Source organism: Nocardiopsis sp. CA-288880 (genome assembly GCF_050955985.1).
Classification (GTDB): Bacteria; Actinomycetota; Actinomycetes; order Streptosporangiales; family Streptosporangiaceae; genus Nocardiopsis; species Nocardiopsis tropica.
Genome location: NZ_CP192105.1, coordinates 6,598,338 through 6,623,868, shown reverse-complemented (window position 1 = coordinate 6,623,868; position 25,531 = coordinate 6,598,338). Strand labels below are relative to the sequence as shown.

19 protein-coding genes, 1 tRNA gene and 1 rRNA gene are annotated in these 25,531 nt (G+C 72.8%); 14 read left to right on the top strand and 7 right to left on the bottom strand.

Going from position 1 to position 25,531, the window contains the following annotated elements; translation table 11 throughout:
- The first annotated feature begins 55 nt into the window (after positions 1-55).
- Positions 56-171: ribosomal RNA gene (gene rrf, locus ACQPYD_RS28480) — 5S ribosomal RNA — on the top strand.
- Positions 172-302: 131 nt separating this feature from the next.
- On the opposite strand, the gene ACQPYD_RS28475 is transcribed toward rrf, so the two are convergent.
- From ACQPYD_RS28475 to ACQPYD_RS28460, 4 genes are all read right to left on the bottom strand, one after another.
- Positions 303-1,370: a M23 family metallopeptidase gene (locus ACQPYD_RS28475; protein WP_433698488.1), complete on the bottom strand. Its 1,068-nt coding sequence runs from the start codon at positions 1,368-1,370 to the stop codon at positions 303-305.
- Positions 1,371-1,718: 348 nt separating this feature from the next.
- On the bottom strand, positions 1,719-2,321 hold the full coding sequence (locus ACQPYD_RS28470; RefSeq protein WP_433698487.1) for a methylated-DNA--[protein]-cysteine S-methyltransferase: 603 nt from the start codon (positions 2,319-2,321) through the stop codon (positions 1,719-1,721).
- A gap of 168 nt (positions 2,322-2,489) precedes the next feature.
- Entirely contained in the window at positions 2,490-4,067 is a 1,578-nt protein-coding gene (locus ACQPYD_RS28465; protein ID WP_433698486.1) for an AlkA N-terminal domain-containing protein, read from the bottom strand.
- A gap of 56 nt (positions 4,068-4,123) precedes the next feature.
- Positions 4,124-4,516, bottom strand: a complete 393-nt coding sequence (locus tag ACQPYD_RS28460) for a hypothetical protein (protein WP_433698485.1) — start codon at positions 4,514-4,516, stop codon at positions 4,124-4,126.
- A 144-nt stretch (positions 4,517-4,660) separates the two neighbouring features.
- Here ACQPYD_RS28460 and ACQPYD_RS28455 point away from each other — a divergent pair, with 144 nt between their 5' ends.
- The 4 genes from ACQPYD_RS28455 (at position 4,661) to ACQPYD_RS28440 (ending at position 9,710) form a co-directional block, all read left to right on the top strand.
- On the top strand, positions 4,661-5,071 hold the full coding sequence (locus ACQPYD_RS28455) for a cobalamin B12-binding domain-containing protein (RefSeq protein WP_267946591.1): 411 nt from the start codon (positions 4,661-4,663) through the stop codon (positions 5,069-5,071).
- A gap of 433 nt (positions 5,072-5,504) precedes the next feature.
- Positions 5,505-6,686: an ADP-forming succinate--CoA ligase subunit beta gene (sucC, locus tag ACQPYD_RS28450; protein ID WP_433698484.1), complete on the top strand. Its 1,182-nt coding sequence runs from the start codon at positions 5,505-5,507 to the stop codon at positions 6,684-6,686.
- 15 nt (positions 6,687-6,701) lie between these two features.
- Positions 6,702-7,580, top strand: coding sequence for a succinate--CoA ligase subunit alpha (sucD, locus tag ACQPYD_RS28445; protein WP_433698483.1), 879 nt, complete (start codon positions 6,702-6,704; stop codon positions 7,578-7,580).
- A gap of 387 nt (positions 7,581-7,967) precedes the next feature.
- On the top strand, positions 7,968-9,710 hold the full coding sequence (locus ACQPYD_RS28440; protein WP_433698482.1) for a cell division protein PerM: 1,743 nt from the start codon (positions 7,968-7,970) through the stop codon (positions 9,708-9,710).
- A gap of 124 nt (positions 9,711-9,834) precedes the next feature.
- On the opposite strand, the gene mfd is transcribed toward ACQPYD_RS28440, so the two are convergent.
- Complete coding sequence (gene mfd / locus ACQPYD_RS28435; RefSeq protein ID WP_433698481.1) at positions 9,835-13,443, bottom strand: transcription-repair coupling factor; 3,609 nt, start codon at positions 13,441-13,443, stop codon at positions 9,835-9,837.
- 347 nt (positions 13,444-13,790) lie between these two features.
- Between mfd and cysC the strand changes: the two genes are divergently transcribed.
- A complete protein-coding gene (gene cysC / locus ACQPYD_RS28430) occupies positions 13,791-15,359 on the top strand; it encodes an adenylyl-sulfate kinase (protein WP_433698480.1) in 1,569 nt (522 codons plus the stop codon).
- Between the two features lie 53 nt (positions 15,360-15,412).
- On the top strand, positions 15,413-16,159 hold the full coding sequence (locus ACQPYD_RS28425) for a MazG family protein (RefSeq protein WP_433698479.1): 747 nt from the start codon (positions 15,413-15,415) through the stop codon (positions 16,157-16,159).
- Between the two features lie 10 nt (positions 16,160-16,169).
- Here the strand turns inward: ACQPYD_RS28425 and ACQPYD_RS28420 are convergent, their stop codons facing one another.
- A complete protein-coding gene (locus ACQPYD_RS28420) occupies positions 16,170-17,624 on the bottom strand; it encodes an FtsW/RodA/SpoVE family cell cycle protein (RefSeq protein ID WP_433698477.1) in 1,455 nt (484 codons plus the stop codon).
- A 137-nt stretch (positions 17,625-17,761) separates the two neighbouring features.
- On the bottom strand, positions 17,762-18,970 hold the full coding sequence (locus ACQPYD_RS28415; protein ID WP_433698476.1) for an FAD-dependent monooxygenase: 1,209 nt from the start codon (positions 18,968-18,970) through the stop codon (positions 17,762-17,764).
- Between the two features lie 133 nt (positions 18,971-19,103).
- Between ACQPYD_RS28415 and ACQPYD_RS28410 the strand changes: the two genes are divergently transcribed.
- The 7 genes from ACQPYD_RS28410 to ACQPYD_RS28380 all read left to right on the top strand — a co-directional run bounded on the left by ACQPYD_RS28410 (position 19,104) and on the right by ACQPYD_RS28380 (position 25,250).
- Positions 19,104-19,679 carry a TetR/AcrR family transcriptional regulator gene (locus ACQPYD_RS28410; protein ID WP_433698475.1) on the top strand — a complete coding sequence of 192 codons (576 nt, stop codon included), beginning with the start codon at positions 19,104-19,106 and terminating at the stop codon, positions 19,677-19,679.
- Between the two features lie 104 nt (positions 19,680-19,783).
- Positions 19,784-21,067, top strand: coding sequence for a phosphopyruvate hydratase (gene eno / locus ACQPYD_RS28405; protein ID WP_267946581.1), 1,284 nt, complete (start codon positions 19,784-19,786; stop codon positions 21,065-21,067).
- A 183-nt stretch (positions 21,068-21,250) separates the two neighbouring features.
- Positions 21,251-21,622, top strand: a complete 372-nt coding sequence (locus tag ACQPYD_RS28400; RefSeq protein WP_433698474.1) for an FtsB family cell division protein — start codon at positions 21,251-21,253, stop codon at positions 21,620-21,622.
- An 89-nt stretch (positions 21,623-21,711) separates the two neighbouring features.
- Positions 21,712-22,326, top strand: coding sequence for a DUF501 domain-containing protein (locus tag ACQPYD_RS28395; protein ID WP_433698473.1), 615 nt, complete (start codon positions 21,712-21,714; stop codon positions 22,324-22,326).
- Positions 22,323-23,321 (top strand): exopolyphosphatase, encoded by a 999-nt coding sequence (locus ACQPYD_RS28390; protein WP_433698472.1) that lies wholly within the window; start codon positions 22,323-22,325, stop codon positions 23,319-23,321. Before ACQPYD_RS28395 ends, ACQPYD_RS28390 begins: the two co-directional genes overlap by 4 nt.
- A 328-nt stretch (positions 23,322-23,649) precedes the next feature.
- Positions 23,650-25,026, top strand: coding sequence for an NAD(P)/FAD-dependent oxidoreductase (locus ACQPYD_RS28385; protein ID WP_267946577.1), 1,377 nt, complete (start codon positions 23,650-23,652; stop codon positions 25,024-25,026).
- Positions 25,027-25,173: 147 nt separating this feature from the next.
- Positions 25,174-25,250 (top strand) — tRNA-Leu (locus ACQPYD_RS28380).
- Positions 25,251-25,531: the final 281 nt, after the last annotated feature.

Here is a 25,531-nt window from a genome sequence, read left to right as displayed (position 1 = left end):
CTGTGATCCCCTTGCACTGTGGTGTGGGGTGTGGGTCTGGTGGGTTGTTGGTTTCCGTGGTGGTTATTGCTGGAGGGTCACACCCGGTCTCTTTCCGAACCCGGTCGTTAAGTCTCCTTGCGCTGATGGTACTGCCCTGTGGTGGGGTGGGAGAGTAGGTCGCTGCCACGGTTTTTTGTGGGGAGGGGGTCGCCTTGTGGGGCGGCCCCCTCCTTTTTTGTGCGCTGGCTTGTGCGTTTGTGAAACGAGTGTTTCTGGAACCCTGTGTTTCTGGAACCCTGTGTTTCTGGAACCCTGTGTTTCTAGAACCCGTAGTTGTACACCGAGCCGCCGGGGTAGACGGTGCCCACGCCGCTCCGGTACACGTATCCGCCGTAGGCGGCGCCCTCGTAGAAGGTCCAGCCGCCCAGGGTCCTCCCGTGGAGCGGGACGTACCAGCCCGCCGCGTTGGGGTCGGTGTAGCCCCTCAGCGCGAAGTGGATGTGGGCGCCGGTCGTCGAACCGCCGGCGCAGAGGCTGTTGCCCTGCCTTCCGAGGTAGTGGCCGACGCCGACGTTGTTACCGGGCAGCCACTGGTAGTCCTCCAGGTGGTAGTAGTCCGTGGAGTAGCCGTTGTCGTGGATCACCCGGGTCCAGCCGGTGCAGAGGCTGTAGGCGTAGCCGCCCCGGGCCGCACGGGCCTGGCCGTTGCCGCCGGCGAAGTCCACCGAGCTGTACGGGTGGCCGGAGCTGAAGCCGTGCGGTCCGCCGGTCATGACCATCGAGGAACCGATGGAGAACGGCAGCCCCACCCCGATGTAGGTGGAGGCGGAGACCTCGTCCGGGTTCGTGGACGCGGCGACGGCCTCCCGCTCCTCCTCGGCCAGCAGGGTCGACGCCGAGAGGATCTCCGAGAACTCCTCCGTGCCCTCCAGTCCGACGGTCCACTCCGAACCCTCGTGGTCGGCGGCGAACAGCCAGGCGTAGGGGCTCTCCTCCGAGCCCATGGGCGCGGTCACGATGGCGACACCGAAGGCGGAGCCGTCCGAGGCCTCCCTGATGTCGACCCGGACGTCGCGGTCCCGGTCGTCGAGGGCGGAGAGCCCGGTGCCCCGGGCCTCCAGGACGCCGGCGACGACCGCGTCGGCGAGCACGTCCTCGGCCGCCGCTCCGGGGGCCGCGCCGGGCAGGGCCTCGGCGGCGGCGCCGTCCGCGGTGACCTCCACGTTGGGAGCGGTCGCGAGCGCGGTGTCCACGGGCGCCGGCTGGGCCTGGGCCGCACCGGCGGAGACGACCAGGGCGGCCGCGGCGGTCAGGGAGAGGGTGGCCGCACCCAGGAACCGGGTCCTGGAAAGGCGTACGCGAAAGGCGGGGGAGGTGGGGGGTGTCAACGCTTCTCCTCGGGGTGAGCGGACGGGGGGTCGACACGGTGCTCTGCGGTCATGGGGTCTCGACCGCATTGCTACCGCAGGGTAACTACGCGGATACCCGCTTGCAAGGGGTGGAAGGAGAAGGAGCGCCGTCCCGGAAGCCCGCCGGGAGGTCGGCGGTGGGCGCACGCCGCCGGGGGAGGGGGCGTGGAACGGAACGAGGGCAGGGCGAGGCGTCCTGCCCCCGGGGACCCCCCGATTTCCAGTCAACCCTGTTCCGGAGGGCGGGGCCAGACCGGTTCCCCTCCTGTGGAAAACGCGGAACGGCCCCGTTCCCGGGGCCGTTCCGCGTGGGGGCGGGGAGGGCCGCTAGGCGGCGCGCCGCGCCTCCAGTCCGAGCAGGAACTCCTTGCGTTCCAGACCGCCCGCGTACCCGGTGAGGGTCCCGTCGGCCCCGATGACCCGGTGGCAGGGGACGATGATGCTGATCGGGTTGCGACCGTTGGCCATGCCCACGGCGCGGGAGGCGGTCGGCCGCCCCAGTTCCTCGGCGAGTTGGCCGTAACTCGCGGTCTCCCCGTACGGGATGGTCGTCAGCCCGGCCCACACCTTGCGCTGCCACTCGGTCCCGGAGGGGGCCAGCGGCAGGTCGAACTCCCGGAGCTCCCCCGCGAAGTACGCGTCCAACTGCCGGACCGCCTCGGCGAACGGCGCCGGGTCGGCGATCCACTCCGCCGGGACGCTCAGGGAACTGCCGTCCTTCGCGAGCGTGAACAGCGCGCCCAGTGCCTCACCGTCGCCGACGAGGGTCAGCAGCCCCACCGGCGAGTCCATCGTGGTGTACCGGGTGGGCCCGTCCAACGGGGTCCGGAACTCCACGGTCGGCGCCCGCAGGGGGGCGGCCGGTTCGACATCCGCGAAGAGTGACTCCTGCCCGGGTGCCGCGGCACCCGGTGCCCGTGTGATGCTCATACCGTTCCCTCTCGTCCTCACGTCCGTCTTCCCTTGCCGACGGCCACCGGGCCCCGAGGGCCCCGTGGTTCCAACAACCGGGCGGCGGCCACCGCTTCCCCGCCGGTCCGGGCCCGAACCCCGACCGCACGTCCGGGCCCGCCGCGGTCGTCCCGCACCGCTTCCGGCTCACGCCGCGGAACCGGTGCGGCCCGCGGCCCCGCCGACCGTCCCGGACGGGCCGTCCACAGGCGCGCCGTCCGGAACCGCTCCCGCCTCCCGCGCCCGTGCGGCGTCGCCCAGCGACGCCCACAGCAGGTGGGTGGCGTACGAGCGCCACGGGCTCCACCCCAGTGCGTTCCGGGCGGCCGCGGCCGGGGAGGTCCACGCCCTCCTCGCCTCCAGCGCCGACCGGACCCCCAGGTCGCCGTGCAGGAACACGTCGGGGTCGCCCAGGCCGCGCATCCGCACGTAGCCCGCCGTCCACGGACCGATGCCGCGCAGCTCGATGAGGCGCCGTTCGGCCTCTTCCCGGTCGCAGCCCGGCCCCAGGTCGACACGGCCCGAGGCGACGGCCCCGCTCAGTCCCACCAGGGCGGTTCCGCGCGCCACGGGGATGGAGAAACCCGCCGGGTCGGCCCCGGCCAGCACGTCCGGGGACGGGAACAGGTGCGTCAGGCCGCCGCCCGGAACCTCCAGCCCCTCCGCCAGGGGCTCTCCGAACCTCTGCACCAGTCGGCCCGCCAGCGTGCGCGCGGCCCGTACCGACACCTGCTGGCCGAGCACCGCACGGACGGCCAGCTCCGCCGGGTCCACGTGCCCGGGCGACCGCATGCCCGGATGGGCCGACACGATCGGGCCGAGCAGGGGGTCTCCGCCCAGGGCCTCGGCGACCGCACGCGGGTCGGCGTCCAGGTCCAGCAGTCTGCGGCACCGGCGCACCGCACTGGCCAGGTCGCGGGTCTCGGTCAGCCGCAGCCGGCACAGCACGTGTCCCGGCCCGGAACCCGCCGACAGCTCCGCGACACCGGTTCCGTGGGGGAGCGGGAGCGTCCGCCTGTACACGCCCTCCCGGTACTCCTCGATCCCGGGGACGGCCCTGTCGCCGAGGAACCTCAGCATCGGGGCCAGGTCGATCGGCTCCCGGTAGGGCAGCCGCAGCGTGATCGTCCCCGGTGCGGAGGAACCGGGGGCCCGGGAGCGTCCGACCGAGCGCATCTCGGTGGGGGAGCGGTCGAACACCGCCTGCATCGTCTCGTTGAACTGGCGCACGCTCGCGAACCCGGCCGCGAACGCGACGTCCGCCATCGGCATGTCCGTGGTCTCGACCAGGACCCGGGCGGTCTGGGCGCGCTCGGTGCGGGCCAGGGCCAGCGGCCCCGCGCCCACCTCGGCGGACAGCAGCCGGTTGAGCTGGCGTTCGCTGTACCCCACGGCGGAGGCCAGCGCGCCCACGCCGCCCCGGTCCACGGCGCCGTCCTGGATGAGCCGCATCGCGCGGCCGACCACGTCGGCCCGCAGGTTCCACTCCGGTGAGCCCGGCGTCAGGTCGGGACGGCACCGCTTGCAGGCGCGGAACCCGGATTCCTGGGCCGCCGCCGCGGTGGGGAAGAACCTGGTGTTGACCCGTTTCGGGGTGACGGCGGGGCAGCTCGGACGGCAGTAGATCCCGGTGGTGCGCACGGCCGTGTAGAAGACCCCGTCGAAGCGGGAGTCCCTGCTGTGTACTGCGCGGTAGCGCTGGTCGTCGTCCATCACACTGTCCATGGTCACCCATGGGCCGGGGCGGGTGCTGGCGGTTTTCGGACATGCACCCCGAGGGGTCAGGAAGGCCCGTCGCCGTCGGCCCCGCCGGGCCGGGCCCCTCCCGGAGCGGTGCCCCCGGGGTCCGCGGAGGTGCCGGTGTCCCCCGTTCCGGGGCCCGTGTCGCCCTCCTCCTCCCCGTGGTCGAGGAGGTACTGGACGTAGACGGGGCGCAGGGCCTCCTGGACCCCGGGGTCCGTCTCGACGGAGAGGGCCTCGTACACGAAGCCGGAGAGCTGGGCGACACTCGCCTCGCTGGCCCTGTCGTTCCCGGCCGCGGCCTCCGCGGCCGGGACGAGGCCGAGCAGCCGCCAGAAGAAGCGCAGGTCCCACCTCTGACGTGCCAGCTCGACGGCGCGGTCCCGCAGGTCCTCTGTGCTGGTTCGGTCGAATTCGGCGGCATCGTCTCCCATGCTCGGAAGATACCCGTCCCCGTGCCCGTCACCCGCGAGTGACCTGCGTTACGCTTCACACGAGTTCATCGTCTCCACCCCGTCCCGGTGGGGCTCCCACAAGGAGTGGCCGGGCCGCGGGGAACACGTCGTGAGGGGTAAGCCATGGCCGAGGGTGCGGCAAGGATCGTCGTCGCCAAGCCGGGACTGGACGGGCACGACCGGGGGGTCAAGATCGTCGCCCGCGTCCTGCGCGACGCCGGGGTCGAGGTCATCTACACCGGTCTGCGCCAGACGCCGGAGATGATCGTCGCGGCGGCTCTCCAGGAGGACGCCGACGCCATCGGGCTGTCCGTGCTCTCGGGGGCCCACATGACCATGTTCACCCGGGTGATGGAGCTGCTGAGGGAGAACGACGCCGAGGACATCCGCGTGTTCGGCGGCGGGATCATCCCCGACGCGGACATCGCGGAGCTCGAACGGCTGGGAGTCGCCAAGATCTTCACCCCGGGGGCGCCCACCTCGGAGATCGCCGACTGGGTCCGGGAGAACGTCCGCCCGGCGCACGCGGCCTGACCCTCCGTCGGCGCCGGCGGGGAGCGCCGGCGCGGAGGGCGGCGTCCGCGACCGGTCCCGTGCGGCGGTCCGCGGCGTGATGTTGGTCGCAGGACCGAAGCGGCCATGGCACGGCCAATGCACCCATGTCGTGTTATTCGCGGTGTCGCTGGTCACACAATTTCCCACGCGGACGCTTCCGCAGTGCGGCATGGACGGCTTTTGGGCCGGGACCGACGCGATGAAGCGGCCCCCGGTGTCCGGCGGCCGGATTTCAGGCGACTAAGCTTTGCGCATGTCGCGGGTGGCGACTCCGCGGCGATCTCGATCTCTGTGAACGGCGGGGCCCCTCGGGGTCCTGCTGCGTGTGACGTGTACCAGTAGGTCACAGCCGATCCGGACGAGGCCACCCCGGTAGACATCCTGAGCCAGCGAGTTACAAGGACGGACCCTCGTGGACCTGTTCGAATACCAGGCGAAGCAACTCTTCGCAGAGTACGGGGTTCCCGTACCCCAGGGGAAGGTGGCGAGCACGGCCGCTGAGGCACGTGCCATCGCTGACGAGTTCGCCGCTGCCGGCAAACCCCGCGTCGTTGTCAAGGCGCAGGTCAAGACCGGTGGTCGCGGGAAGGCCGGCGGCGTGAAGGTCGCCGAGGGCCCCGAGGACGCCCAGGCCAAGGCCGAGCAGATCCTCGGCATGGACATCAAGGGCCACACGGTCCACCGTGTCCTGGTCGAGGAGGCCTCCGACATCGCGGAGGAGTACTACTTCTCCTTCCTGCTGGACCGCGCGAACCGCAACTTCCTGTCGATCTGCTCCAAAGAGGGCGGCATGGAGATCGAGGAGGTCGCCGTCACCAACCCCGACGCGGTCGCCAAGATCTCCATCGACCCCCTGACCGGCGCGCCCGCGAACGTCGCGGCCGAGATCGCGAAGGCGGGCAACCTGCCCGAGGCCGCCGCCCAGGGCGCGGCCGAGATCATCACCAAGCTGTGGGACGCGTTCGTGGGCAAGGACGCCACGCTCGTCGAGGTGAACCCCCTCATCCTCACCAAGGACGGTCGCGTCGTCGCTCTCGACGGCAAGGTCACCCTGGACGAGAACGCCGAGTTCCGCCAGGACCTGGAGAGCCTCACGTTCGCCGAGGAGGGCGACCCCCTCGAGGTCGCCGCCAAGGCCAAGGGCCTGAACTACGTCAAGCTCGACGGCGAGGTCGGGATCATCGGCAACGGCGCGGGCCTGGTCATGTCCACGCTGGACGTGGTCGCCTACGCCGGGGAGGAGCACGGCGGGGTCAAGCCCGCCAACTTCCTGGACATCGGTGGCGGCGCCTCCGCCGAGGTGATGGCCAACGGCCTGGAGATCATCCTGGGCGACCCGGCGGTCAAGAGCGTGTTCGTCAACGTCTTCGGCGGTATCACCGCCTGCGACGCGGTCGCCAACGGCATCGTGCAGGCGCTGGAGCTGCTGGAGGGCCGCGGTGACGACGTCACCAAGCCGCTGGTGGTGCGACTGGACGGCAACAACGCCGAGCTGGGCCGCCAGATCCTCGACGAGCGCGCCCACCCGGCCGTTCGGCGGGTCGACACGATGGACGGCGCCGCCGCTCAGGCCGCCGAGCTCGCGGCGAAGTAGGAGACGGAACACACCATGGCTATTTTCCTGACCAAGGACAGCAAGGTGCTGGTCCAGGGCATGACGGGCTCTGAGGGCACCAAGCACACCCGGCGCATGCTCGCCTCGGGCACCAACATCGTGGGCGGGGTCAACCCGCGCAAGGCCGGCCAGAAGGTCGACTTCGACGGCACCGAGGTCCCGGTCTTCGGATCGGTGGCCGAGGGCATGGCCGCCACCGGCGCCGACGTCACGGTCATCTTCGTGCCGCCCAAGTTCTCCAAGGACGCGGTCGTCGAGGCGATCGACGCCGAGATCGGCCTGGCGGTGGTGATCACCGAGGGCATCCCGGTGCACGACACCGCGGCGTTCTGGTCCTACGCCGGCTCCAAGGGCAACAAGACCCGCATCATCGGCCCGAACTGCCCGGGTCTGATCACGCCGGGCCAGTCCAACGCGGGCATCATCCCGGCCGACATCGCCAAGCCGGGCCGGATCGGTCTGGTGTCCAAGTCGGGCACGCTGACCTACCAGATGATGTACGAGCTGCGCGACATCGGTTTCTCCTCGGCGGTGGGCATCGGCGGGGACCCGGTCATCGGGACCACGCACATCGACGCGCTGGCGGCGTTCGAGGCCGACCCCGACACCGACGTGATCGTGATGATCGGTGAGATCGGCGGCGACGCGGAGGAGCGCGCGGCGGAGTTCATCAGGGCCAATGTGTCCAAGCCCGTGGTGGGGTACGTGGCGGGGTTCACGGCTCCGGAGGGCAAGACGATGGGGCACGCGGGCGCGATCGTGTCGGGTTCGGCGGGCACGGCCGCGGCCAAGCAGGAGGCTCTGGAGGCCGCCGGCGTCAAGGTCGGCAAAACCCCCAGCGAGACTGCCAAGCTGGTGCGCGAGCTGTTCTAGCCCGCGTCCGGCGACGTCGCCCCTCGCGGGCGTCCGTCTCCACGGCTCCGCCCCACCATCCGGGACACCCGGCGGTGGGGCGGAGCCGTTTCCGTTCCGGGGCGTGCTCAGCGCCCGCCCCGGCGCGAATCCCGTGCTCCCCGGGGTCCGTACTGCCCTCCTCCGGCGCCGTCCGCAACCGTTCCGGCGCCTCGTCGCGCTTCCGGCCGGAGAGCCGGTAGCGGTCGGGGCCTGCCACGGGTGTCCGTCCGCAGCGGGGGCGGAACCTGTCTCCCGCCGTACGACGGGGCCGGACGCCGACGGTTCCACCGGTGCCGCCGCACACGCGCGCACGACACGCGCGACGGGATACCGCGGAGCATTCCGGTCCCTGGCAGCATAAGTCGGGTGAGTACGCCAGGATCTCCCCCCGACCGAGGCCGACCGCCGAAGCGCCCGCGGGCCACCGCCGCGGAAGCCTCCGCGCCGGAGGCCGCAGACGAGCGCAGACCCCTCTACGCGACCGGGGGCATCGCCGCCGCCACGGCGGCGGGCAGCGGTCTGGCCGCCATCGTCACCCTCACCATCATCGGCTGGGTGGCCGCGCCGCACGACACCTTCGGCGAGGACATCGTCGACATCCTCCAGGGGGCGGTCCTGGCCTGGCTGGTCGGCCACCACGTGTCGTTCACCGTGCCCGACGGGCAGATCGCCCTGCTCCCGCTCGGGCTGGTCCTGCTGCCGGGCCTGCTGCTGTACCGGTCGGGCCGGTGGCTGGCCCGCTCCTGCGAGATCCTGCGGCTCCGGTATGTGTGGGGGGCTGCGGTGGCCGTCGCCGGCCCCTACGCGGCGATCGCCGGCACGCTGGCGCTGGTGGCGCGCACCGAGGCCATCGAACCCAGCATGCCGCGCGCCCTCGTCATGGGGTTCGCCATCGCCTTCCTCGCCGCGGGGCTGGGGGCGCTGCGCCAGCTGATGCGCGACAAGGGCGTGGCGGTCCGGGACCTGCTGGAGCTGATGCCCGCCAGGCCGAGGTCCCTCCTGGTGGGGATGCTCGCGTCCACCGGAACCCTCCTGCTGGGCGGGCTGCTGCTGTTCGCGGCGGCGCTGGCGTTCGCCTTCCCGGAAGCCGTCGAGACGACGAGGGTGCTGGGGCCCGGCGTGGTCGGCGGTGTGCTGCTGGTGGTCATCCAGCTGGCGTACCTGCCCAACGCGGTGGTATTCGCGGTCTGCTATGCGCTGGGGCCGGGGTTCGCGATGGGCGCGGGTACCGTCGTCGCCCCGACCGGGGTCTCGGTGGGCGCCCTGCCGGTGTTCCCGATGCTGGCCGCCCTGCCGGACGACGGCGCCGCTCCGGCGGTGTCCCTGGTGGCGCTGGCCCTGCCGTTCGCTGCGGGTGCGGTGGGCGGTGTCCTGACCCAGCGCAGTGCACCGGACGCGGTCGGCGAGGCGGCCCCCCTGTGGGGGTTCGTGTGCGGTGTGACCACGGGGATCCTGTGCGCGGCCATGGCGGAGATCGCGGGCGGGCCCCTGGGGGGAGAGCGGCTCAGCGAGGTGGGGCCGTCGGCGTGGCAGGTGGGCCTCGTCGCCGCCCTGGAGGTCGGGGTGGCCGCGGCGGTCGCCGCCTGGATCGCGAACTGGTGGTACTGGCGCAAGCTGCGGCTGGGGAAGGGCACGGAGTCCCCCGCTTCCACGGCGCCCGGGACGGGCGCCGCGAAGAAGGGGACGCGGGCCCCCGGGCGGCCGGGGGCCGAGTCGCGGCCGGTGGTCGAGCTGCCGCCGGACGTCCCGGTCGGGAAGGGCCTGGCGACGGTGACGCCGCTGCGCCGCCGTGACCGCCAGGACGTCGGGGACGCCGGGGAGGAGGCGGGGCCGGACGCGGAGCCCTCTCCTGCCACCCCCGAGGAGCTGAGGGCGGCCAGGGAGCGGGAGCGGGCCGCCCGGACGGTCGACCGCGGCGCCGAGCGCGGCGCGCGCAAGGAGGCCCGCCGGGAACTGCGCGACCACCGGCGCCGGGAGAGGCGGGAGGCGAAGGACGCCCGCCGCGCCTCCGGCGGTCGCTGGTGGCGGCGGAGGCCGGGCGAGGACGAGGAGATGTACGGCATCACCTACGAGGCGGACCCCGGCGGCGTGGACGCCCCCGGGCACTGACCCGTTCGACGGTGCCGCACCGGACCGCCGTACGGCGGCGGGTCCGGCGGCCTTCCGGTGGAGGCCGCTCGGACGGGAGCCGTCCCGGCCGGCGCGTCCGGGGACGCCCCGGCCGGGGCCCGGGCTACTGGGCCGGGGTGCTCCGGCCGGCTCTCCTGTGCGGCTCGAAGACGGCGTTGACCAGGTCGCTGCACCACTTGAGGAGTTCCAGGTCGCGCAGCGGCTTGCCGCCCAGGCCGCCGGCCTTGGGCACCGGCACCAGCAGGGTCCGCGCCGTCTCCTTGTGCAGGGACTTGGGGTACATCCGCCGCAGCCTCAGCTCCTGCGACTCGCGCAGGTCGACCGGGGAGAACCTGATCTGGTTTCCCTGCATGACGACGTCCGACAGCCCCGCCGACTTGGCGAGCACCCGGAACCGCGCCACCGCCATCAGGTTGTCCACCTGCTGGGGCGGGGGCCCGTACCGGTCGGTGAGCTCCTCGTACGCGGCGAGGATGTCCTCCTCGCTGCCCACGCCGGCGAGCCGCTTGTACGACTGGAGCCGCAGCCGCTCGCCCGGAACGTAGTCGTGCGGGATGTGCGCGTTGATGGGCAGCTCGACCCGGGTCTCGATCTCCTCGACCGCGTCCGGATCGCCCTTGAGCTCGGCCACGGCCTCGCCCACCATGCGCACGTACAGGTCGAAGCCCACGCCCGCGATGGTGCCGGACTGCTCCGCGCCCAGGATGTTGCCCGCGCCCCGGATCTCCAGGTCCTTCATGGCCACGTACATGCCCGCGCCCATCTCGGTGTGCTGGGCGACCGTGGCCAGGCGCTCGTAGGCGGTCTCGGACAGCGGTTTCTCCGGCGGGTACAGGAAGTACGCGTAGGCGCGCTCGCGCCCGCGGCCCACCCGGCCGCGGAGCTGGTGCAGCTGCGAGAGCCCGTAGGTGTCGGCGCGGTCGATGATGAGGGTGTTGGCGTTGGGCACGTCCAGGCCGGACTCGACGATGGTCGTGGAGACCAGCACGTCGAAGTTCTTCTCCCAGAAGTCGACCATGACCTTCTCGAGCTGCTGCTCGTTCATCTGGCCGTGCGCGTAGGCCACCCGGGCCTCCGGCACCAGGCGCTTGATGCTCGCCGCGACCTTGTCGATGGAGGCCACGCGGTTGTGCACGAAGAACACCTGGCCCTCGCGCATCAGCTCGCGGCGGATCGCGGCGGTGATCTGCTTGTCCTCGTAGGGGCCCACGAAGGTGAGCACCGGGTGGCGCTCCTCCGGCGGGGTGAGGATCGTGGTCATCTCGCGGATGCCGGTCAGGCCCATCTCCAGGGTGCGCGGGATCGGCGTCGCCGACATCGCCAGCACGTCGACCTGGGTGCGCAGCCGCTTGAGGGCCTCCTTGTGCTCCACGCCGAAGCGCTGCTCCTCGTCGATGATGACCAGGCCCAGGTCCTTGAAGCGGGTCTCCGACGACAGCAGGCGGTGCGTGCCGATGACGACGTCCACCTCGCCGCTGCGCAGCCCCTCGCGGGTCACCTCGACCTCGCCGTCGGTCTGGAACCGCGACATCGGTTTGACGGTGACCGGGAACGACGCGTACCGCTCGGTGAACGTGGACATGTGCTGCTGCACCAGCAGCGTGGTGGGCACCAGCAGAGCCACCTGCTTGCCGTCCTGGACCGCCTTGAACGCGGCGCGCACCGCGACCTCGGTCTTGCCGTAGCCGACGTCGCCGCAGATCAACCGGTCCATCGGGACGGACCGGGACATGTCCTTCTTGACCTCGTCGATGGCCGCGAGCTGGTCGGGCGTCTCCACGTACGGGAAGGCGTCCTCGAGCTCCCGCTGCCACGGGGTGTCCGGACCGAACGCGTGGCCCGGGGAGGCCTGGCGGGCCGAGTACAGGCGGATGAGGTCGCCGGCGATCTCACGGACGACCTTGCGGGCCCGGCTCTTGGCCTTGCTCCACTCGGCGCCGCCCATCTTGGACAGGGTGGGGGCCTCGCCGCCCACGTACCGGGTGACCTCGCCGAGCTGCTCGGTGGGGACGAAGAGGCGGTCGCCCGGCTGGCCGCGCTTGGAGGGCGCGTACTCGATGAGCAGGTACTCGCGTGTGGCCCCCTGGACCTGGCGGCTGACCATCTCCAGGTAGCGGCCCACGCCGTGCTGCTCGTGGACGACGTAGTCGCCCGGTTTGAGCTGGAGCGGGTCCACGGTGCCGCGCCGCCTGCTCGGCATCCTGCGCATGTCGCGGGTGGAGGACTTCTGTCCGGCCAGGTCGGTCTCGGTGAGCACCACCGTGTGGACCGTCCGCAGCAGGAACCCGTGGTCGACCAGCCCGGTGGTGACGGTGGCGACGGCGGGCGGGGGAGGGTCGGCCAGGTCGGAGGCGAGGGCGGCGCCCAGGCCGGCGTCGCGCAGCATCGCGACCAGCCGCTCGGCGGGGCCGTGGCCCTGGGTGACCAGGACGACGCTCCAGTTGTCGTGCAGCCAGCCCTTGATGTCGGCCAGGGCGCGCTCGGTGTCCCCGCGGTAGGACTCGGCGGGCGCGGCGCCGACGACGACGGCGTCGTCCTCCTCGGAGGCGCCCCCCTCGTCGCCCGCGCTGAAGGGCGTGAGGCCCCACCAGGGCAGGTCGCGCCCGGCCGCGGCGGCGCGCAGCTCGGCGACGGACATGTAGGCGGACGCGCCCAGGTCGATGGGGGCCTCGCCGCCGGAGGCGGCGTTGATCCACGAGGCGTCGAGGAACTCGGCGCTGGTGGCCTCCAGCTCCACCGCGCGGGTGCGGATGCGCTCGGGGTCGCAGCCCACCACCATCGCGCCCTCGGGCAGGTAGGTGAAGAAGGGCTCCATGCGTTCGGCGAGCACGGGCGCGAACGCCTCCATGCCCTCGACGGAGACGCCGTCGGCGATCTTGTGCAGGATCTCGGCGAGGGAGGGGTGCTCCTCGGCCAGGGCGCGTGCGCGGTCGCGCACGGTGTCGGTGAGCAGGAGTTCGCGGCACGGCGGTGCGAACAGCCCGGAGGCGGCGCCGGCGCGCGACCCCTCGTCGCCCTCGCGCGGGGCGATGGACCGCTGGTCCGCCACCTGGAAGTAGCGGATGTCCTCGACGGTGTCGCCCCAGAACTCCAGCCGCAGAGGGTGCTCCTCGGTGGGCGGGAACACGTCCAGGATGCCGCCGCGCACGGCCATGTCGCCGCGCTTCTCGACCAGGTCGACCCGGGCGTAACCGGTGTCGGCCAGGGCCGTGACCACGTCCTCCAGGGACGCCTCGTCGCCGGGGCGGATGCGGACCGGCTCCAGGTCGCCCAGTCCGGCCACGAGCGGTTGCAGGACGCTGCGCACGGGGGCCACGACCACCCTCAGCGGGGTGGTGAGCGGGTCGGCGGGGTCGGGGTGCGCCAGGCGGCGCAGGACGGCGAGGCGCTGTCCGACCGTGTCCGAACGGGGGGAGAGCCGCTCGTGCGGAAGCGTCTCCCAGGCGGGGAAGAGCGCGACGGAGTCGTCGGGCAGCAGCGAGCACAGGGCGTCGGTCAGGTCCGACGCCTCGCGCTCGGTGGCGGTGACGGCGAGGACGGGCCGACCCGCGCCCACGGGGGCGTCGGCGGCCAGCGCGCCCACCATGAAGGGGCGCAGCGCGGCCGGCGCGACGAGGTCGAGGTGGGGATCGAGGCCGCGTCGGGCGGCCTCGATCGCGCTGTGCAGTGCCGGGTCCCTGGAGACGTCGGCGAGAAGTCCAATAAGGCTCATAGCACCAGAAACTGAAAGTGGAAGTGGGTCCGGATCAGGCGGTGGTCGCGGCCTGCACGAGGAGAAGGCGGCTGCGGGAGTGGACGCCCGGCACCCCTCAGACTATCGAGTCCGGAGGTTTCGCGCGGGCGGGGTGTGGACGAAGGCCCCGCCGGCCCGCCCGTGCCGCCCCCGCGCGGCGACCGGCGCCGGAGGCGCGGTGCACAGTCGGTGGAACCGCCGGTGGGGTGCTTCTATTCCGGCTCCCCCGCCGTCCGCGCCGCGTTCCGTGCGACGCGGGCGGGGCGGCCGGGGGCTTCGGGCATACGCTAGAGGCGATTCCCGGGACACCGTAGGAGAGGAACCTCGTGGTGAGTGCGATCAGGCGTGGGAGCGCGCCGGAGGGCGGCGGCGGACGGTCGGGCGCCCCGGTCTTCGTCCCGGGTCCGGACGGCCTCGCCCACCTGGAGCTGATCCTCAACGGCGCCTACCCGCTGCCCGGCTTCATGACGCGGGACGAGGCCGCGTCGGTGGAGCGCTCCGGGCGGCTGCCCGACGGCCGCCCCTGGCCGGTTCCGGTCACCCTGGAGGTCCCGGAGGCGCTGGCGGGTGCCGCGGCGCTGACCCTCGCCGACCCCGAGGGCGCGCCGCTGGCCGAGCTGACCGTCACCGAGCACTGGGAGGCGGAGGGCGTCCACCGCCTGGCGGGGGACGTGGCGCTGCTGCGCCCGCCCATGTACGGGGTGCTGCGCAAGCTGCGGTCCTCGCCCGCGGAGGTGCGGGGCCAGCGCGAGCTCGAACCCTCCTCGTGCGGGTCGCTGCTCGCGGTGGTCACCGACCGTCCCCTGCACCACCGGGTCCTGCACCAGATCCGCGCGGAGGCCGACGCCCTCGGGGAGGCGGCGGGCGGCGTCCGCGCCGAGGTGCTGGTGATCGTCGAGACGGGCCTGGAGGACGAGGGCATGGCGACGGCGGTCCTGGCCGCCGAACCGCTGCTGCCGGGGCGCACCGCGTTCGTCGTGTGCACCCTGCCGAGGGGCGCCGCGCGGACCGAGGGCGCGCTCGGCGGCAGCTGGGGCGTGCGCGACGTGGCGCTGGCCGCGCACGTGGCCGCCGCCTACGGCGCCACCCACATGCTGGCGGTGACCGGCGGGAGCGGGCCGGACGTCGAGCGGGTGATGGCCCGGCGCCCGCCGCTGACGGTCCTGGAGCCGGAGCCGTGGCGCTACGACTCGTCCGAGGGGCTGTGGCAGCCCCTGACCCGGGTGGACCCCGCGCACGCCGTCCCGGAGCCGACGGACGAGGAGGTCGAGGCCGAGCTGGCGCACGGGCGCGAGCTCCCCGCCTGGTTCACCCCGGCCCGGGTGGGCGCCGAACTGGCCCGGTTGCGCCCGGCGCGGACCAGGCGGGGGGTCGCGATCCTGTTCACTGGCCTGTCGGGTTCGGGCAAGTCCACGATCGCGCGCGGGGTGTGCGACGGCATCCGCAGGTCGGGGCGCACGGTGACGCTGCTGGACGGGGACGTGGTCCGGCGCATGCTCTCCAGCGGGCTGACGTTCTCGCGGGAGGACCGGGAGCTCAACATCCGCCGCATCGGCTATGTCGCCGCGGAGATCACCAGGCACGGCGGGGTGGCCGTGTGCGCGCCGATCGCCCCGTACGCGGCGGGCCGGGCCGAGGTGCGGGCGATGGTGGAGGAGTTCGGGGACTTCTTCCTCGTGCACGTGGCGACGCCCCTGGAGGTGTGCGAGGCCCGTGACCGCAAGGGGCTCTACGCCAAGGCGCGCGCGGGGGAGATCCCGGAGTTCACGGGGATCTCCGACCCCTACGAGGAGCCCGGGGACGCCGACCTCGTGCTGGACACCGGCGGCGACCCGGCGGAGTCCGTGGCCGAGGTGATGGCGGCCCTGCGCGAGGGCGGATGGCTGCCCCGCTAGGGTGCGGGCGCGCAGGACGAGCAGTGGCAGGACCCCGACAGCTAAGGACCGAGATGAACGACCCCCAGCCGACCGGGCACCGGGTACTGCGCCTGGTGGAGGTGATGGACACCCTGCGCAGGGAGTGTCCCTGGGACAGCTCCCAGACCCACGAGTCGCTGGCCAAGTACCTGATCCAGGAGGCCTACGAGACCCTGGAGACCATCGAGGAGGGCGACCTGGCCTCGCTCCGCGAGGAGCTGGGCGACGTACTGCTCCAGGTGGTGTTCCACGCGGCCGTCGCCGCCGAGCGCCCCGAGGGCGACCCCGCGCGCTTCACGGTGGACGACGTCGCGGACGCGATCATCGACAAGATGACCCGCCGCCACCCGCACGTGTTCGGCGGGGCCGAGGTGGCGGGCGTCGACGAGGTGTGGGCCGACTGGGAGGCCATCAAGGCGGCCGAGCGCGCGGCCAAGGCGGAGGCGGGCGGGACCGGCGCGAAGCCCTCCGTCCTGGACGGGGTGCCGTTCGCGCAGCCCGCCGTGCTGCTCGCCCACGAGCTCCAGAGGAGGGCGGTCCGCAACGGCTTCCCCGTCGAGCTGGTGGGCGACGACGGGGCCGAGGGCGGCGGGCTGTTCGCCGCCGTGGCGGCGGAGGGCGCCCGGGGCCGGGACGCGGAGACGGACCTCAGGGCGGCGTCCCGCAGGTTCGACGCGCGCGTGCGCGCCGCCGAGGAGGCGGCCCGCGCCGACGGCAGGGAGCCCCGTGACCTGTCCGCGGCGGAGTGGCGCTCCTACTGGGACGCGGCCGGCGTCTAGTGCCCCCGCGTCACCCCGGGCGGGTCTCCGGGGGAGGGGGCGGCAGGGCGCGCACGCGGAGGGCCTCCGTGGCGGGGTCCCGCTCCGCGCCGCCCGCCCGGGGCCGGCGCGCCGTCTCGCTGATGGTCAGCCAGAGGCCGACGATCACCCAGTTGGCCATCAGCGCCGACCCCCCGGCCGACAGGAACGGCGCGGTCATACCGGTCAGGGGGATGAGCAGGGTCGCCCCGCCGAGCACGATGAACACGTCGAACGCGGTGAGGAAGGCGTATCCGAGGGCCGTCAGCTTCAGGAACCAGTCCCGGGAGCCCAGAGCGATGCGGAACCCCCGCTCGGCCAGGAGCAGGAGCAGGAGGAGGACGGCCATCAGGCCGGTGAGCCCCAGCTTCTCGCCCACCGAGACCAGGACCAGGTCGCTGTCGGCGGCGAAGACCTCCTGGACGGCCCCGGCTCCGAAGCCCGTTCCGGTCAGGCCGCCCTCGGCGAGCGCGAACACGCCCTCGACGATCTGGTAGCTGCCTCCGGGGCGGCTGTACACCTCCTCGTCGAAGGGGTCGAGCCAGATGTCCACGCGGTTGCGCACGTGCCCGAACATCAGGTACGCCGCGTACGCGCCCGCCGAGAAGGCCACCAGGCCGATGAGCACCCACGACTTGCGCGCGGTGGCGGCGTAGAGCACCGCCAGGAACGTCCCGAACAGCAGGAGCGACGTCCCCAGGTCCCTGGTGCCCACGAGCAGGAGGATCGCCAGGCCCCAGCCCACGGCCATGGGCGCCAGGTCGCGTGCGCGGGGCACGCTGAACACCTTGAGGCGGCCGACCCTGACGGTGCGGGTGACCAGCGCCATCACCTCGCGGCGCCGGCCCAGGTACGAGGCGAGGAAGAGGACGAGGAGCACCTTGGCGAACTCCGAGGGCTGCATCGTGAACGGGCCCAGGCCGATCCACCGCCGGGCGCCCAGCACCTCGTGGCCCAGGGGGGACAGCGGCAGCAGGAGCAGGAGCAGGGCGGCGCCCGCGATCACGTACGTGTACATGGTGAGCCGCTGCGGGCGTCGGACGGCCACCACCGCGGCGGCGCACAGGGCCATGCCCACGACGGTCCACACCACCTGCCGGTCGGCGTCCCCGTGCTCCCCGGCGGTCGCGGCCCGGGTCGTCTGGATCACCCAGATCATGGTGACGCCCAGTCCGTTCAGGACGGTGGCGACCGGCATGACGACCGGGTCGGCGTAGGGCGCGACCCGGCGCAGCAGGAGGTGGAGGGAGAGGGCCCCGGCGCACAGGACGGCCAGGTAGAGGCCGAGGACGGGTTCGGCGCCGCCGGTGACGGACAGGGACGCCGTCAGGAGGGTCGCCGCGACCGTCACGAGCCCGGCCGCGAGCAGGACGAGCTCGGAGCCCCGGCGGGGCACCGGGCGGAGGGCTCCGTCGGCGGCCACCGGTCCGGTCTCGGGGTCGCCCACTGTCGTTCCGCCGTCCACCTCGGGGCGCGGGCGCCCGGGCCGGGCTCCCCGGCCCGGCCGGGTACTCGCCCCTGCACTATAGGCGGGGGAGCCGCCCCGGCCCCCGAGGCGTGCCGCGCCCGGACGGCACGGGCGGGTCAGCCCGGCGCGGGCGCGGGCGCGTCCAGCTCCAGGGCCTCGGCCGCCGTCGAGAGCTTGGAGTCGAACCCCCCGATCCGGGACAGCAGCGGGGCGGCGCGCACCAGCGCGTTGCGCACGGCGATGCCCGTCCGGGTCCGCGGGGCCAGGAACCCCAGGCCCGCGTCGGCGATCGCCTGGTTGGCGGCCACGAAGGGCCGCATCCGGGCCTCGTAGGCGGCCAGCGCCGCGGCGGGGGCGTCGTGTCGGGCCAGCTCGCCGGCGAGCACGTGGGCGCCGACCAGGGCGAGGCTGCTGCCCTGGCCCGACGCGGGGGAGGGGCAGTGGGCGGCGTCGCCGAGCAGGACCACCCGGCCGGCCGACCAGCTGCGGGCCCGGATCTGGGTGACGGAGTCGAAGTAGAAGTCCGGGGCCGACTCCGTCTCCGACAGGAGGCGGCCCGCCTCCCAGCCCGCCCCGGCGAACGCCTCGCGCAGGAACCGCCTCTGCTCACCGGCCGGCCGGCGGTCGATCCCGGTCTCCGAGCGCGTGGACACCAGGAACATCGCCTTCGCCCCCTCGGCCCGGGGCGTGTGGTAGAGCGCGATCGCCCGCCCGGGGAGGTTGTGCAGCAGGACCTCCCGGTCCAGGCCGAGGTGGTTGGGCACGGTGCAGATGCTGATGTAGGCGTTCAGGAACCTCCGGAAGGGGCCCTCGGGGCCGAAGGCGAGGGCACGGGTGGTGGAGTGGAGGCCGTCCGCCCCCACCACCAGGTCGAACACGCGCGGCGCGGCGTGCGCGAAGGACACGTGCACGCCCCCGGGGGCCTGCTCCAGCGCGGTGACCGTGTCGTCGTACAGGTACTCGGTGTACGCGGTGGTGGGTTCGTGCAGGAGCCGGACCAGGTCGCCGCGCAGGAGCTCGCGGGACCGCCCCTCGGAGGCCGTGCGGGCCTGGGAGGGGGTGAAGTCGGCGACGCGGCGCCCGCGCGCGTCGACGAACGACGCGGACGCCATGCCGGTGCCGTGCTCCGCGATGCCGTCGAGCACGCCCATGCGCTCGGCGACGTCCAGGGCGACGCCGCGCACGTCGACGGCATAGCCGCCGGAGCGGGGCGCGGGGGCGCGTTCGACGACGGTCGGCTCGATGCCGTACCGGTGGAGCCAGTGGGCGAGGGCGGGGCCGGCGATGCCGGCGCCGGAGATCAGGACGTTCCGTACGGCTGTCACGGGGGTTCACGCTCCTTCGGATGCCTTGCGGGACACGTTAGGCAGCTACTTACCGTGCGTCAAGTAACTTACCGGTCGGAAGGTACGGGTTAGACTCGGCGGACCAGGCGGCGAGTGAACGGGAGTGACACGGGTGCCCAGAGCGCAGAGCGACACCAAGGCCGAGATCCAGGCCGCGGCACTGGACCTGTTCGCCCGCAAGGGGTTCGAGAAGACGAGCCTCCGCGAGATCGCGGAGCGCCTCGGCATCACCAAGGCGGCGCTGTACTACCACTTCCCGTCCAAGAACGACCTGCTCAGATCGCTGGTCGAGCCCCTGGAGCAGGACATGGGCGGCCTCTTCGCCGAGTACGGGGACGAGCCGGCGGAGGCCCCGGAGGGGATGTCCGACCGCGCCCGCGAGCTCCTGGGCGACTACTTCGACATCTGTGTGCGCCACAGCACCCTGCTGGTCGCCGTCCTCAACGACGTCGGCTCCCTGGCCGACATCGGGCTCATCGACGCCGTCGTGGCCTGGCGGCGCCGGCTCGACCGCCTCCTGGTCGGACCCGGGCACGGGACCCCCGCCAGGATGGGCGCGGTCATCGCCCTCGGGGGGATCCAGGACATCTCCGTCATGCTCTCCGCGGAAGAGGCCCTCGCGTACCGGGAGAGGGCCCTCGACATCGCCCTGGCGGCCCTGGTGGCCGGGATCTCGTCTAAGGACTAGACCAATTCGGCCGGGTGCCCTCACCCGGCGGCGGGCGGTGTCGCTAGTCTCGTGTCGGGTCCTGAACCAGTGGTCCGAGAAACCCCAAGAGACGGAGAGAGACCGTGGCGTCCATCGAGGCAGTACAGGCGCGAGAGATCCTTGACTCGCGGGGCAACCCGACGGTCGAGGTCGAGGTTCTGCTCGACGACGGAACCATCGCGCGCGCGGGTGTCCCCAGCGGCGCGTCCACCGGCCAGTTCGAGGCAGTCGAACTGCGTGACGGCGGAGACCGCTACGGCGGCAAGGGCGTGACCAAGGCCGTGACGGCCGTCAACGACGAGATCGCCGACGAGCTCCTCGGCCACGCGCCCGACGAGCAGCGCATCATCGACCGCGCGCTCATCGACCTGGACGGCACCCCGGACAAGTCCCGGATCGGCGCCAACGCCATCCTGGGCGCCTCCCTGGCGGTGGCCAGGGCCGCCGCCCAGGAGGCCGGGCTGCCGCTGTTCCGCTACATCGGCGGTCCCAACGCGCACGTGCTTCCCGTGCCGATGATGAACATCCTCAACGGCGGCGCGCACGCCGACAGCAACGTCGACATCCAGGAGTTCATGGTCGCCCCGATCGGCGCGCCCACGTTCTCCGAGGCGCTGCGCTGGGGGACCGAGGTCTACCACTCCCTCAAGTCGGTCCTGAAGGCCCACGGCCTGGGCACCGGCGTCGGGGACGAGGGCGGCTTCGCCCCCAACCTGGACAGCAACCGCGCGGCCCTCGACCTGATCGTCGAGGCCATCGAGAAGGCCGGCTACACCCCCGGCACCGACATCGCGCTCGCCCTGGACGTGGCCGCCACCGAGCTGTTCAACGACGGCGTCTACACCTTCGAGGGCAAGGCCCGCACCTCCGCGGACATGGCCGCGTACTACGCGGAGCTGGTCGACGCCTACCCGCTCGTCTCGATCGAGGACCCCCTCGACGAGGAGGACTGGGAGGGCTGGAAGACCCTCACCGCCGAGCTCGGCGACAAGGTCCAGCTGGTCGGCGACGACCTGTTCGTCACCAACCCCGAGCGGCTCCAGCGCGGCATCCTCGCCGACACCGCCAACTCGCTGCTGGTCAAGGTCAACCAGATCGGCACCCTGACCGAGACCCTGGACGCGGTCGCCATGGCCCAGCGCAGCGGCTACACGGCGATGATCAGCCACCGCTCCGGCGAGACCGAGGACACCACGATCGCCGACATCGCGGTGGCCACCAACGCCGGCCAGATCAAGACCGGCGCCCCGGCCCGCAGCGAGCGCGTCGCCAAGTACAACCAGCTCCTGCGCATCGAGGAGGAACTGGACGACGCCGCCGTCTACGCGGGCGTGTCGGCCTTCCCGCGCTTCGCCAAGCGCGGCTAGTCTGCCCCAGTGTCCCGCGAATCCAAGCAGCCGCCCCCAAAGGCCGGGAAGGCGTCCAAAGCCGACAGGCCGGCGGGCAGGGCTGCCCGGAGGAGGACGGGGCGCAAGAGCGCCGGAACCGGCTCCGCCAAGGGCAGGGGGGCCGGGAAGGGCACGGGCCGCACCACCGGCGGGGTGCGGCCCATGTTCACCAGCCGTGCGGCGATCCTGGCCCTCGTGGTGTGCGTGATCGCGCTGAGCCTGGCCTACCCGCTGCGCGAGTACGTCGCGCAGCGGGCGCAGATCGCCCAGCTCCAGGAGGACCGCGCGCGCATGGAGGAGAGCGTGCTCGACCTGCGCGAGCGCGAGCAGGAGCTCACCCAGGACGAATACGTCGAACGCGAGGCCCGCGCGCGGCTCCACTACCAGTACCCCGGCGAGACCGCCTACATCGTCATCCCGCCGGACTCCGAGGACGAGGACGAGGCCGAGACCGGTCCCAGCGAGCCGTGGTTCACCACGCTGTGGCGCTCGGTCGAGGAGGCGGACAGCCCGCCGCCCGACGACGGGCTCTGACCCGCCCCGGGGTGAGCGGCGGGTCCCGGGGCGGGGCCCGCCCCCCGCGGGCGGCAGGGGTGCGGGTGCGGCCCTATGCTGGGTTCGCCATGACTTCCGCTGATCAGCCCGTGCCCGGGCGCGCCGCCGGACCGGCGGGCGCCCGCCCCGAGGGGCACTCCGAGAACCCGGTCGCCCCACGCGACATCGCCGCCATCGAACTCCAGCTGGGCCGCACCCCGCGCGGGGTGCGCGGGGTCGCGCACCGCTGCCCGTGCGGGCTCCCCGACGTGGTGCGCACCGCGCCCCGCCTGGAGGACGGCACCCCCTTCCCGACGCTGTACTACCTGACGTGCCCGCGCGCGGCGTCGGCGATCGGCCGGATGGAGAACTCCGGCCGCATGCGCGAGATGCAGGACCGGCTCGCGACGGACCCGGGGCTCGCCGAGGCCTACACCGGGGCCCACGAGTCCTACATCGAGGAGCGGGCCGAGCAGGCGCGCCTGGACGGGGTCGAGCCGCTCCCCGAGGGGATGCAGAGCACCGGCGGCATGCCCACCCGGGTCAAGTGCCTGCACGCGCTGGTCGGCCATGAGCTCGCCGCGCCGGGAACCAACCCCTTCGGCGCCGAGGCGCTGGAGGAGCTCCCGCAGTGGTGGGACAGGGGACCGTGCGTGTGCGTCGACGAGGACGCCCGAGAGGGCAGTGAGGGGAACGGGTCATGAGCGGTGTCGCGGCCATCGACTGCGGAACCAATTCCATCAGGATGCTGATCGCCGACGTGGTCCACATCGACGGCGACGAGGTCCAGGTGGTCGACGTCGACCGGCGCATGGAGATCGTGCGGCTGGGCGAGGGCGTCGACCGGACCGGCGAGTTCTCCCCCGAGGCGCTGGAGCGGACCTTCGAGGCGCTCCGCGGCTACGCCGAGGCCATCGAGGCGCACGGCATCGCCCTGGGGCCGGACGCGGTGCGCATGGTCGCCACCAGCGCGACCCGGGACGCGGCCAACCGCCAGGTGTTCATCGACGGGGTCCGCGAGATCCTCGGGGTGGAGCCCGAGGTGGTCACGGGCCTGGACGAGGCCGAGCTGTCGTTCGTGGGGGCCACGGCCGAGTTCGACGCCGAGGCGGCCGAGGGGGGAACAAGCGAGCCCGCCCCGCCGTTCCTGGTGGTGGACATCGGGGGCGGCTCCACCGAGTTCGTCCTGGGGACGGGCCCGGAGGAGGCCGAGAAGGGCGAGCTGGTCCGCGCGGCGCTGTCGGTGGACATCGGCTGCGTGCGCATGACCGAGCGGCACCTGCGCGACGACCCGCCCACGGCGGAGCAGATCGCGGCGGCCACCGCCGACATCGACGCGGCGCTCGACGAGGTCGAGCGGGTCGTGCCCCTGCGCGAGGCGGGATCGGTGGTGTGCGTCGCGGGAACCGCGACCACGGTCGCCGGTATCGCCCTGGACCTGCCCGCCTACGACCCGGAGCGGATCCACCACTCCCGCGTGGGGGCGGCGAACCTCGACCGCATCACCGGGGAACTGCTCGCGGCGACCTCGGCGGAGCGCGCGGAGATCGGCGTCATGCACCCCGGCCGGGTGGACGTGATCGGCGCGGGCGCGCTCGTCCTGTCGCGGGTGCTCGCCCGCACGGGGGCGGACGCGTTCACGACGAGTGAGCACGACATCCTGGACGGTGTCGCCTGGAGCCTCGTGGTCCAGGCGTAGGCGTTCCGCAAGGGGCTTTCGGGACCCCCGAGCAGGGTCCTCCGGGTGAGACGCATCACTGCGGAAGGCCCTTGTGAATGCTTTCACAACCACTCTGACCTGCGTAAACGCAAGACATGCAGGTGGGCAAGTGGTCGGAAGGTGATCAGATGTGAACCTTCTCTGTCGGTAGGTGCTTGTGAAAGAATGCACAAGCACCACCCGAAAAGTACGGGTACCCACCACGACGGGGTGGTGCCCCGCTGGAACGCGAGAGCGGGCGACCGGAGACCGCGAGACCTTCGCGGCCCCGGACGGGCGCGACAGAAACCTTTAGGGCGGATATGCGATGACCGAGAGCAGGAACTACCGGCTGGTACACGGCGGAGGGGACGAAGCGGAGATCCCGCACATCCTCATCGTCGGCGGCGGTTACCTCGGGATGTACACCGCGAGGCGGCTGGAGAAGAAGCTCGGGGCGGGCGAGGCGCGGATCACCGTCATCGACCCCAACTCCTACATGACCTACCAGCCCTTCCTGCCCGAGACCGCGTCCGGCAACATCTCGCCGCGCCACGTCGTCGTCCCGCTGCGCAAGGTCTTCGACCGGGTCCGCGTCCTGGGCGGGCGCGTCGTGCGCATCGACCACGCCGACCGCCAGGTCCGCTACGAGCCCAACGTCGGCGAGCCCGAGACCATCGCCTACGACCACCTCGTGATGGCCGCGGGCGCCGTCTCGCGCACCCTGCCCATCCCCGGCCTGGCCGAGTGGGGCATCGGGATCAAGACCGTGGAGGAGGCCGCCTACCTCCGCAACCACGTCCTCAACCAGCTCACCATCGCCGACTCCACCGACGACGAGGCCACCCGGCGCAAGGCGCTCAACTTCGTCTTCGTCGGCGGCGGGTTCGCCGGAGCCGAGGCCATCGCCGAGCTGGAGGACATGGTCCGCGACGCGGTCCGCCTCCACCAGTCGATCGACCTCGACGACGTGCGGTTCTACCTCATCGAGGCGGCCGACAAGATCCTGCCCGAGGTCGGCCCCGAGGTCGGGAACAAGGCACTCAACCAGCTGCGCCGCCGCGGCATCGACGTCCGGCTCAAGACCTTCCTGGAGTCGGCGGCCGACCAGCACATCAAGCTCAGCGACGGCACCGAGTTCGACGCGGGCACCCTCGTGTGGACCGCGGGCGTCAAGCCCAGCCCGGTCGTCGCCGCCAGCGACCTGCCCCTCGGGCCCAAGGGCCACGTGGACACGAGCGAGTTCCTCACCGTCAACGGCGTGGAGAACGCCTTCGCCGGCGGCGACAACGCCCAGGTCCCCGACGGGAACGGCGGCTACTACCCGCCCAACGCCCAGAACGCGGTCCGCCAGGCGCCGGTGCTCGCCGACAACGTGATCGCCTCGCTGCGCAACACCGAGCTCAAGGCCTACAAGCACAAGAACCTCGGCGCGGTCGCCGGGCTGGGCCTGCACAAGGGCGCCGCCCAGCTGTTCGGCGTGATCAAGCTGAACGGCCGCCTCGCCTGGTACGCCCACCGGGCCTACCACCTGTTCGCGGTCCCGACCTTCAACCGCAAGATGCGCGTGCTGTCGGACTGGACGCTCGCCCTCTTCCTGCGCCGCGACTTCGCCGCGCTCCCGGAGATGGCCGAGCCCCGCCAGGCCTTCGAGGAGGCCAGCCGGCCGCAGATCGAGGACGGCCGCCTCCGCCGGGTCAGCTGATCCGGCCCGGTCGCGCGACACCCGCCCGCGCGGCCCGGCCCGAACACACGAAACGACCGGTTTCCCCAGGGGAGCCGGTCTTTTCGTGACCATAACCGGCCAAGCCAAAGCAAAGTGGGCAATCGACCCGGCCGGTATGATGGGTTCGCCCTCGTAGCCCAATGGAAGAGGCAGGCCCCCTAAAAGGGTCACAAGTGTCGGTTCGAGTCCGACCGGGGGTACCAGTTGTCTTGGGGGCTCCCTGTTGTTGTGGGGCTCCGCTTCGCTTCGCCCCGGGGATCGGGCGCCTTGGGGCCGGTGTGCTTCGTCCTCGTCCGCGCCTGCCGCTCGTTCCTCGCTCGCGGCTCGACCCCTGCTGTTGTGGGGCTCCGCTTCGCTTTGCCCCGGGGTTCGGGCGCCCGGTAGCCGGGGTGCTTCGTCCTCGTCCGCGCCTGCCGCTCGTTCCTCGCTCGCGGCCCGACCCCTGCTGTTGTGGGGCTCCGCTTCGCTTTGCCCCGGGGTTCGG

Excerpts from the sequence above, each read along its gene's own strand:
- ACQPYD_RS28470 (WP_433698487.1), bottom strand. The coding sequence starts at position 2,321 with ATGAGCATCACACGGGCACCGGGTGCCGCGGCACCCGGGCAGGAGTCA.
- ACQPYD_RS28465 (WP_433698486.1), bottom strand. The coding sequence starts at position 4,067 with ATGGACAGTGTGATGGACGACGACCAGCGCTACCGCGCAGTACACAGC.
- ACQPYD_RS28460 (WP_433698485.1), bottom strand. The coding sequence starts at position 4,516 with ATGGGAGACGATGCCGCCGAATTCGACCGAACCAGCACAGAGGACCTG.
- ACQPYD_RS28455 (WP_267946591.1), top strand. The coding sequence starts at position 4,661 with ATGGCCGAGGGTGCGGCAAGGATCGTCGTCGCCAAGCCGGGACTGGAC.
- sucD (WP_433698483.1), top strand. The coding sequence starts at position 6,702 with ATGGCTATTTTCCTGACCAAGGACAGCAAGGTGCTGGTCCAGGGCATG.
- mfd (WP_433698481.1), bottom strand. The coding sequence starts at position 13,443 with ATGAGCCTTATTGGACTTCTCGCCGACGTCTCCAGGGACCCGGCACTG.
- ACQPYD_RS28425 (WP_433698479.1), top strand. The coding sequence starts at position 15,413 with ATGAACGACCCCCAGCCGACCGGGCACCGGGTACTGCGCCTGGTGGAG.
- ACQPYD_RS28400 (WP_433698474.1), top strand. The coding sequence starts at position 21,251 with ATGTTCACCAGCCGTGCGGCGATCCTGGCCCTCGTGGTGTGCGTGATC.
- ACQPYD_RS28395 (WP_433698473.1), top strand. The coding sequence starts at position 21,712 with ATGACTTCCGCTGATCAGCCCGTGCCCGGGCGCGCCGCCGGACCGGCG.
- ACQPYD_RS28390 (WP_433698472.1), top strand. The coding sequence starts at position 22,323 with ATGAGCGGTGTCGCGGCCATCGACTGCGGAACCAATTCCATCAGGATG.
- ACQPYD_RS28385 (WP_267946577.1), top strand. The coding sequence starts at position 23,650 with ATGACCGAGAGCAGGAACTACCGGCTGGTACACGGCGGAGGGGACGAA.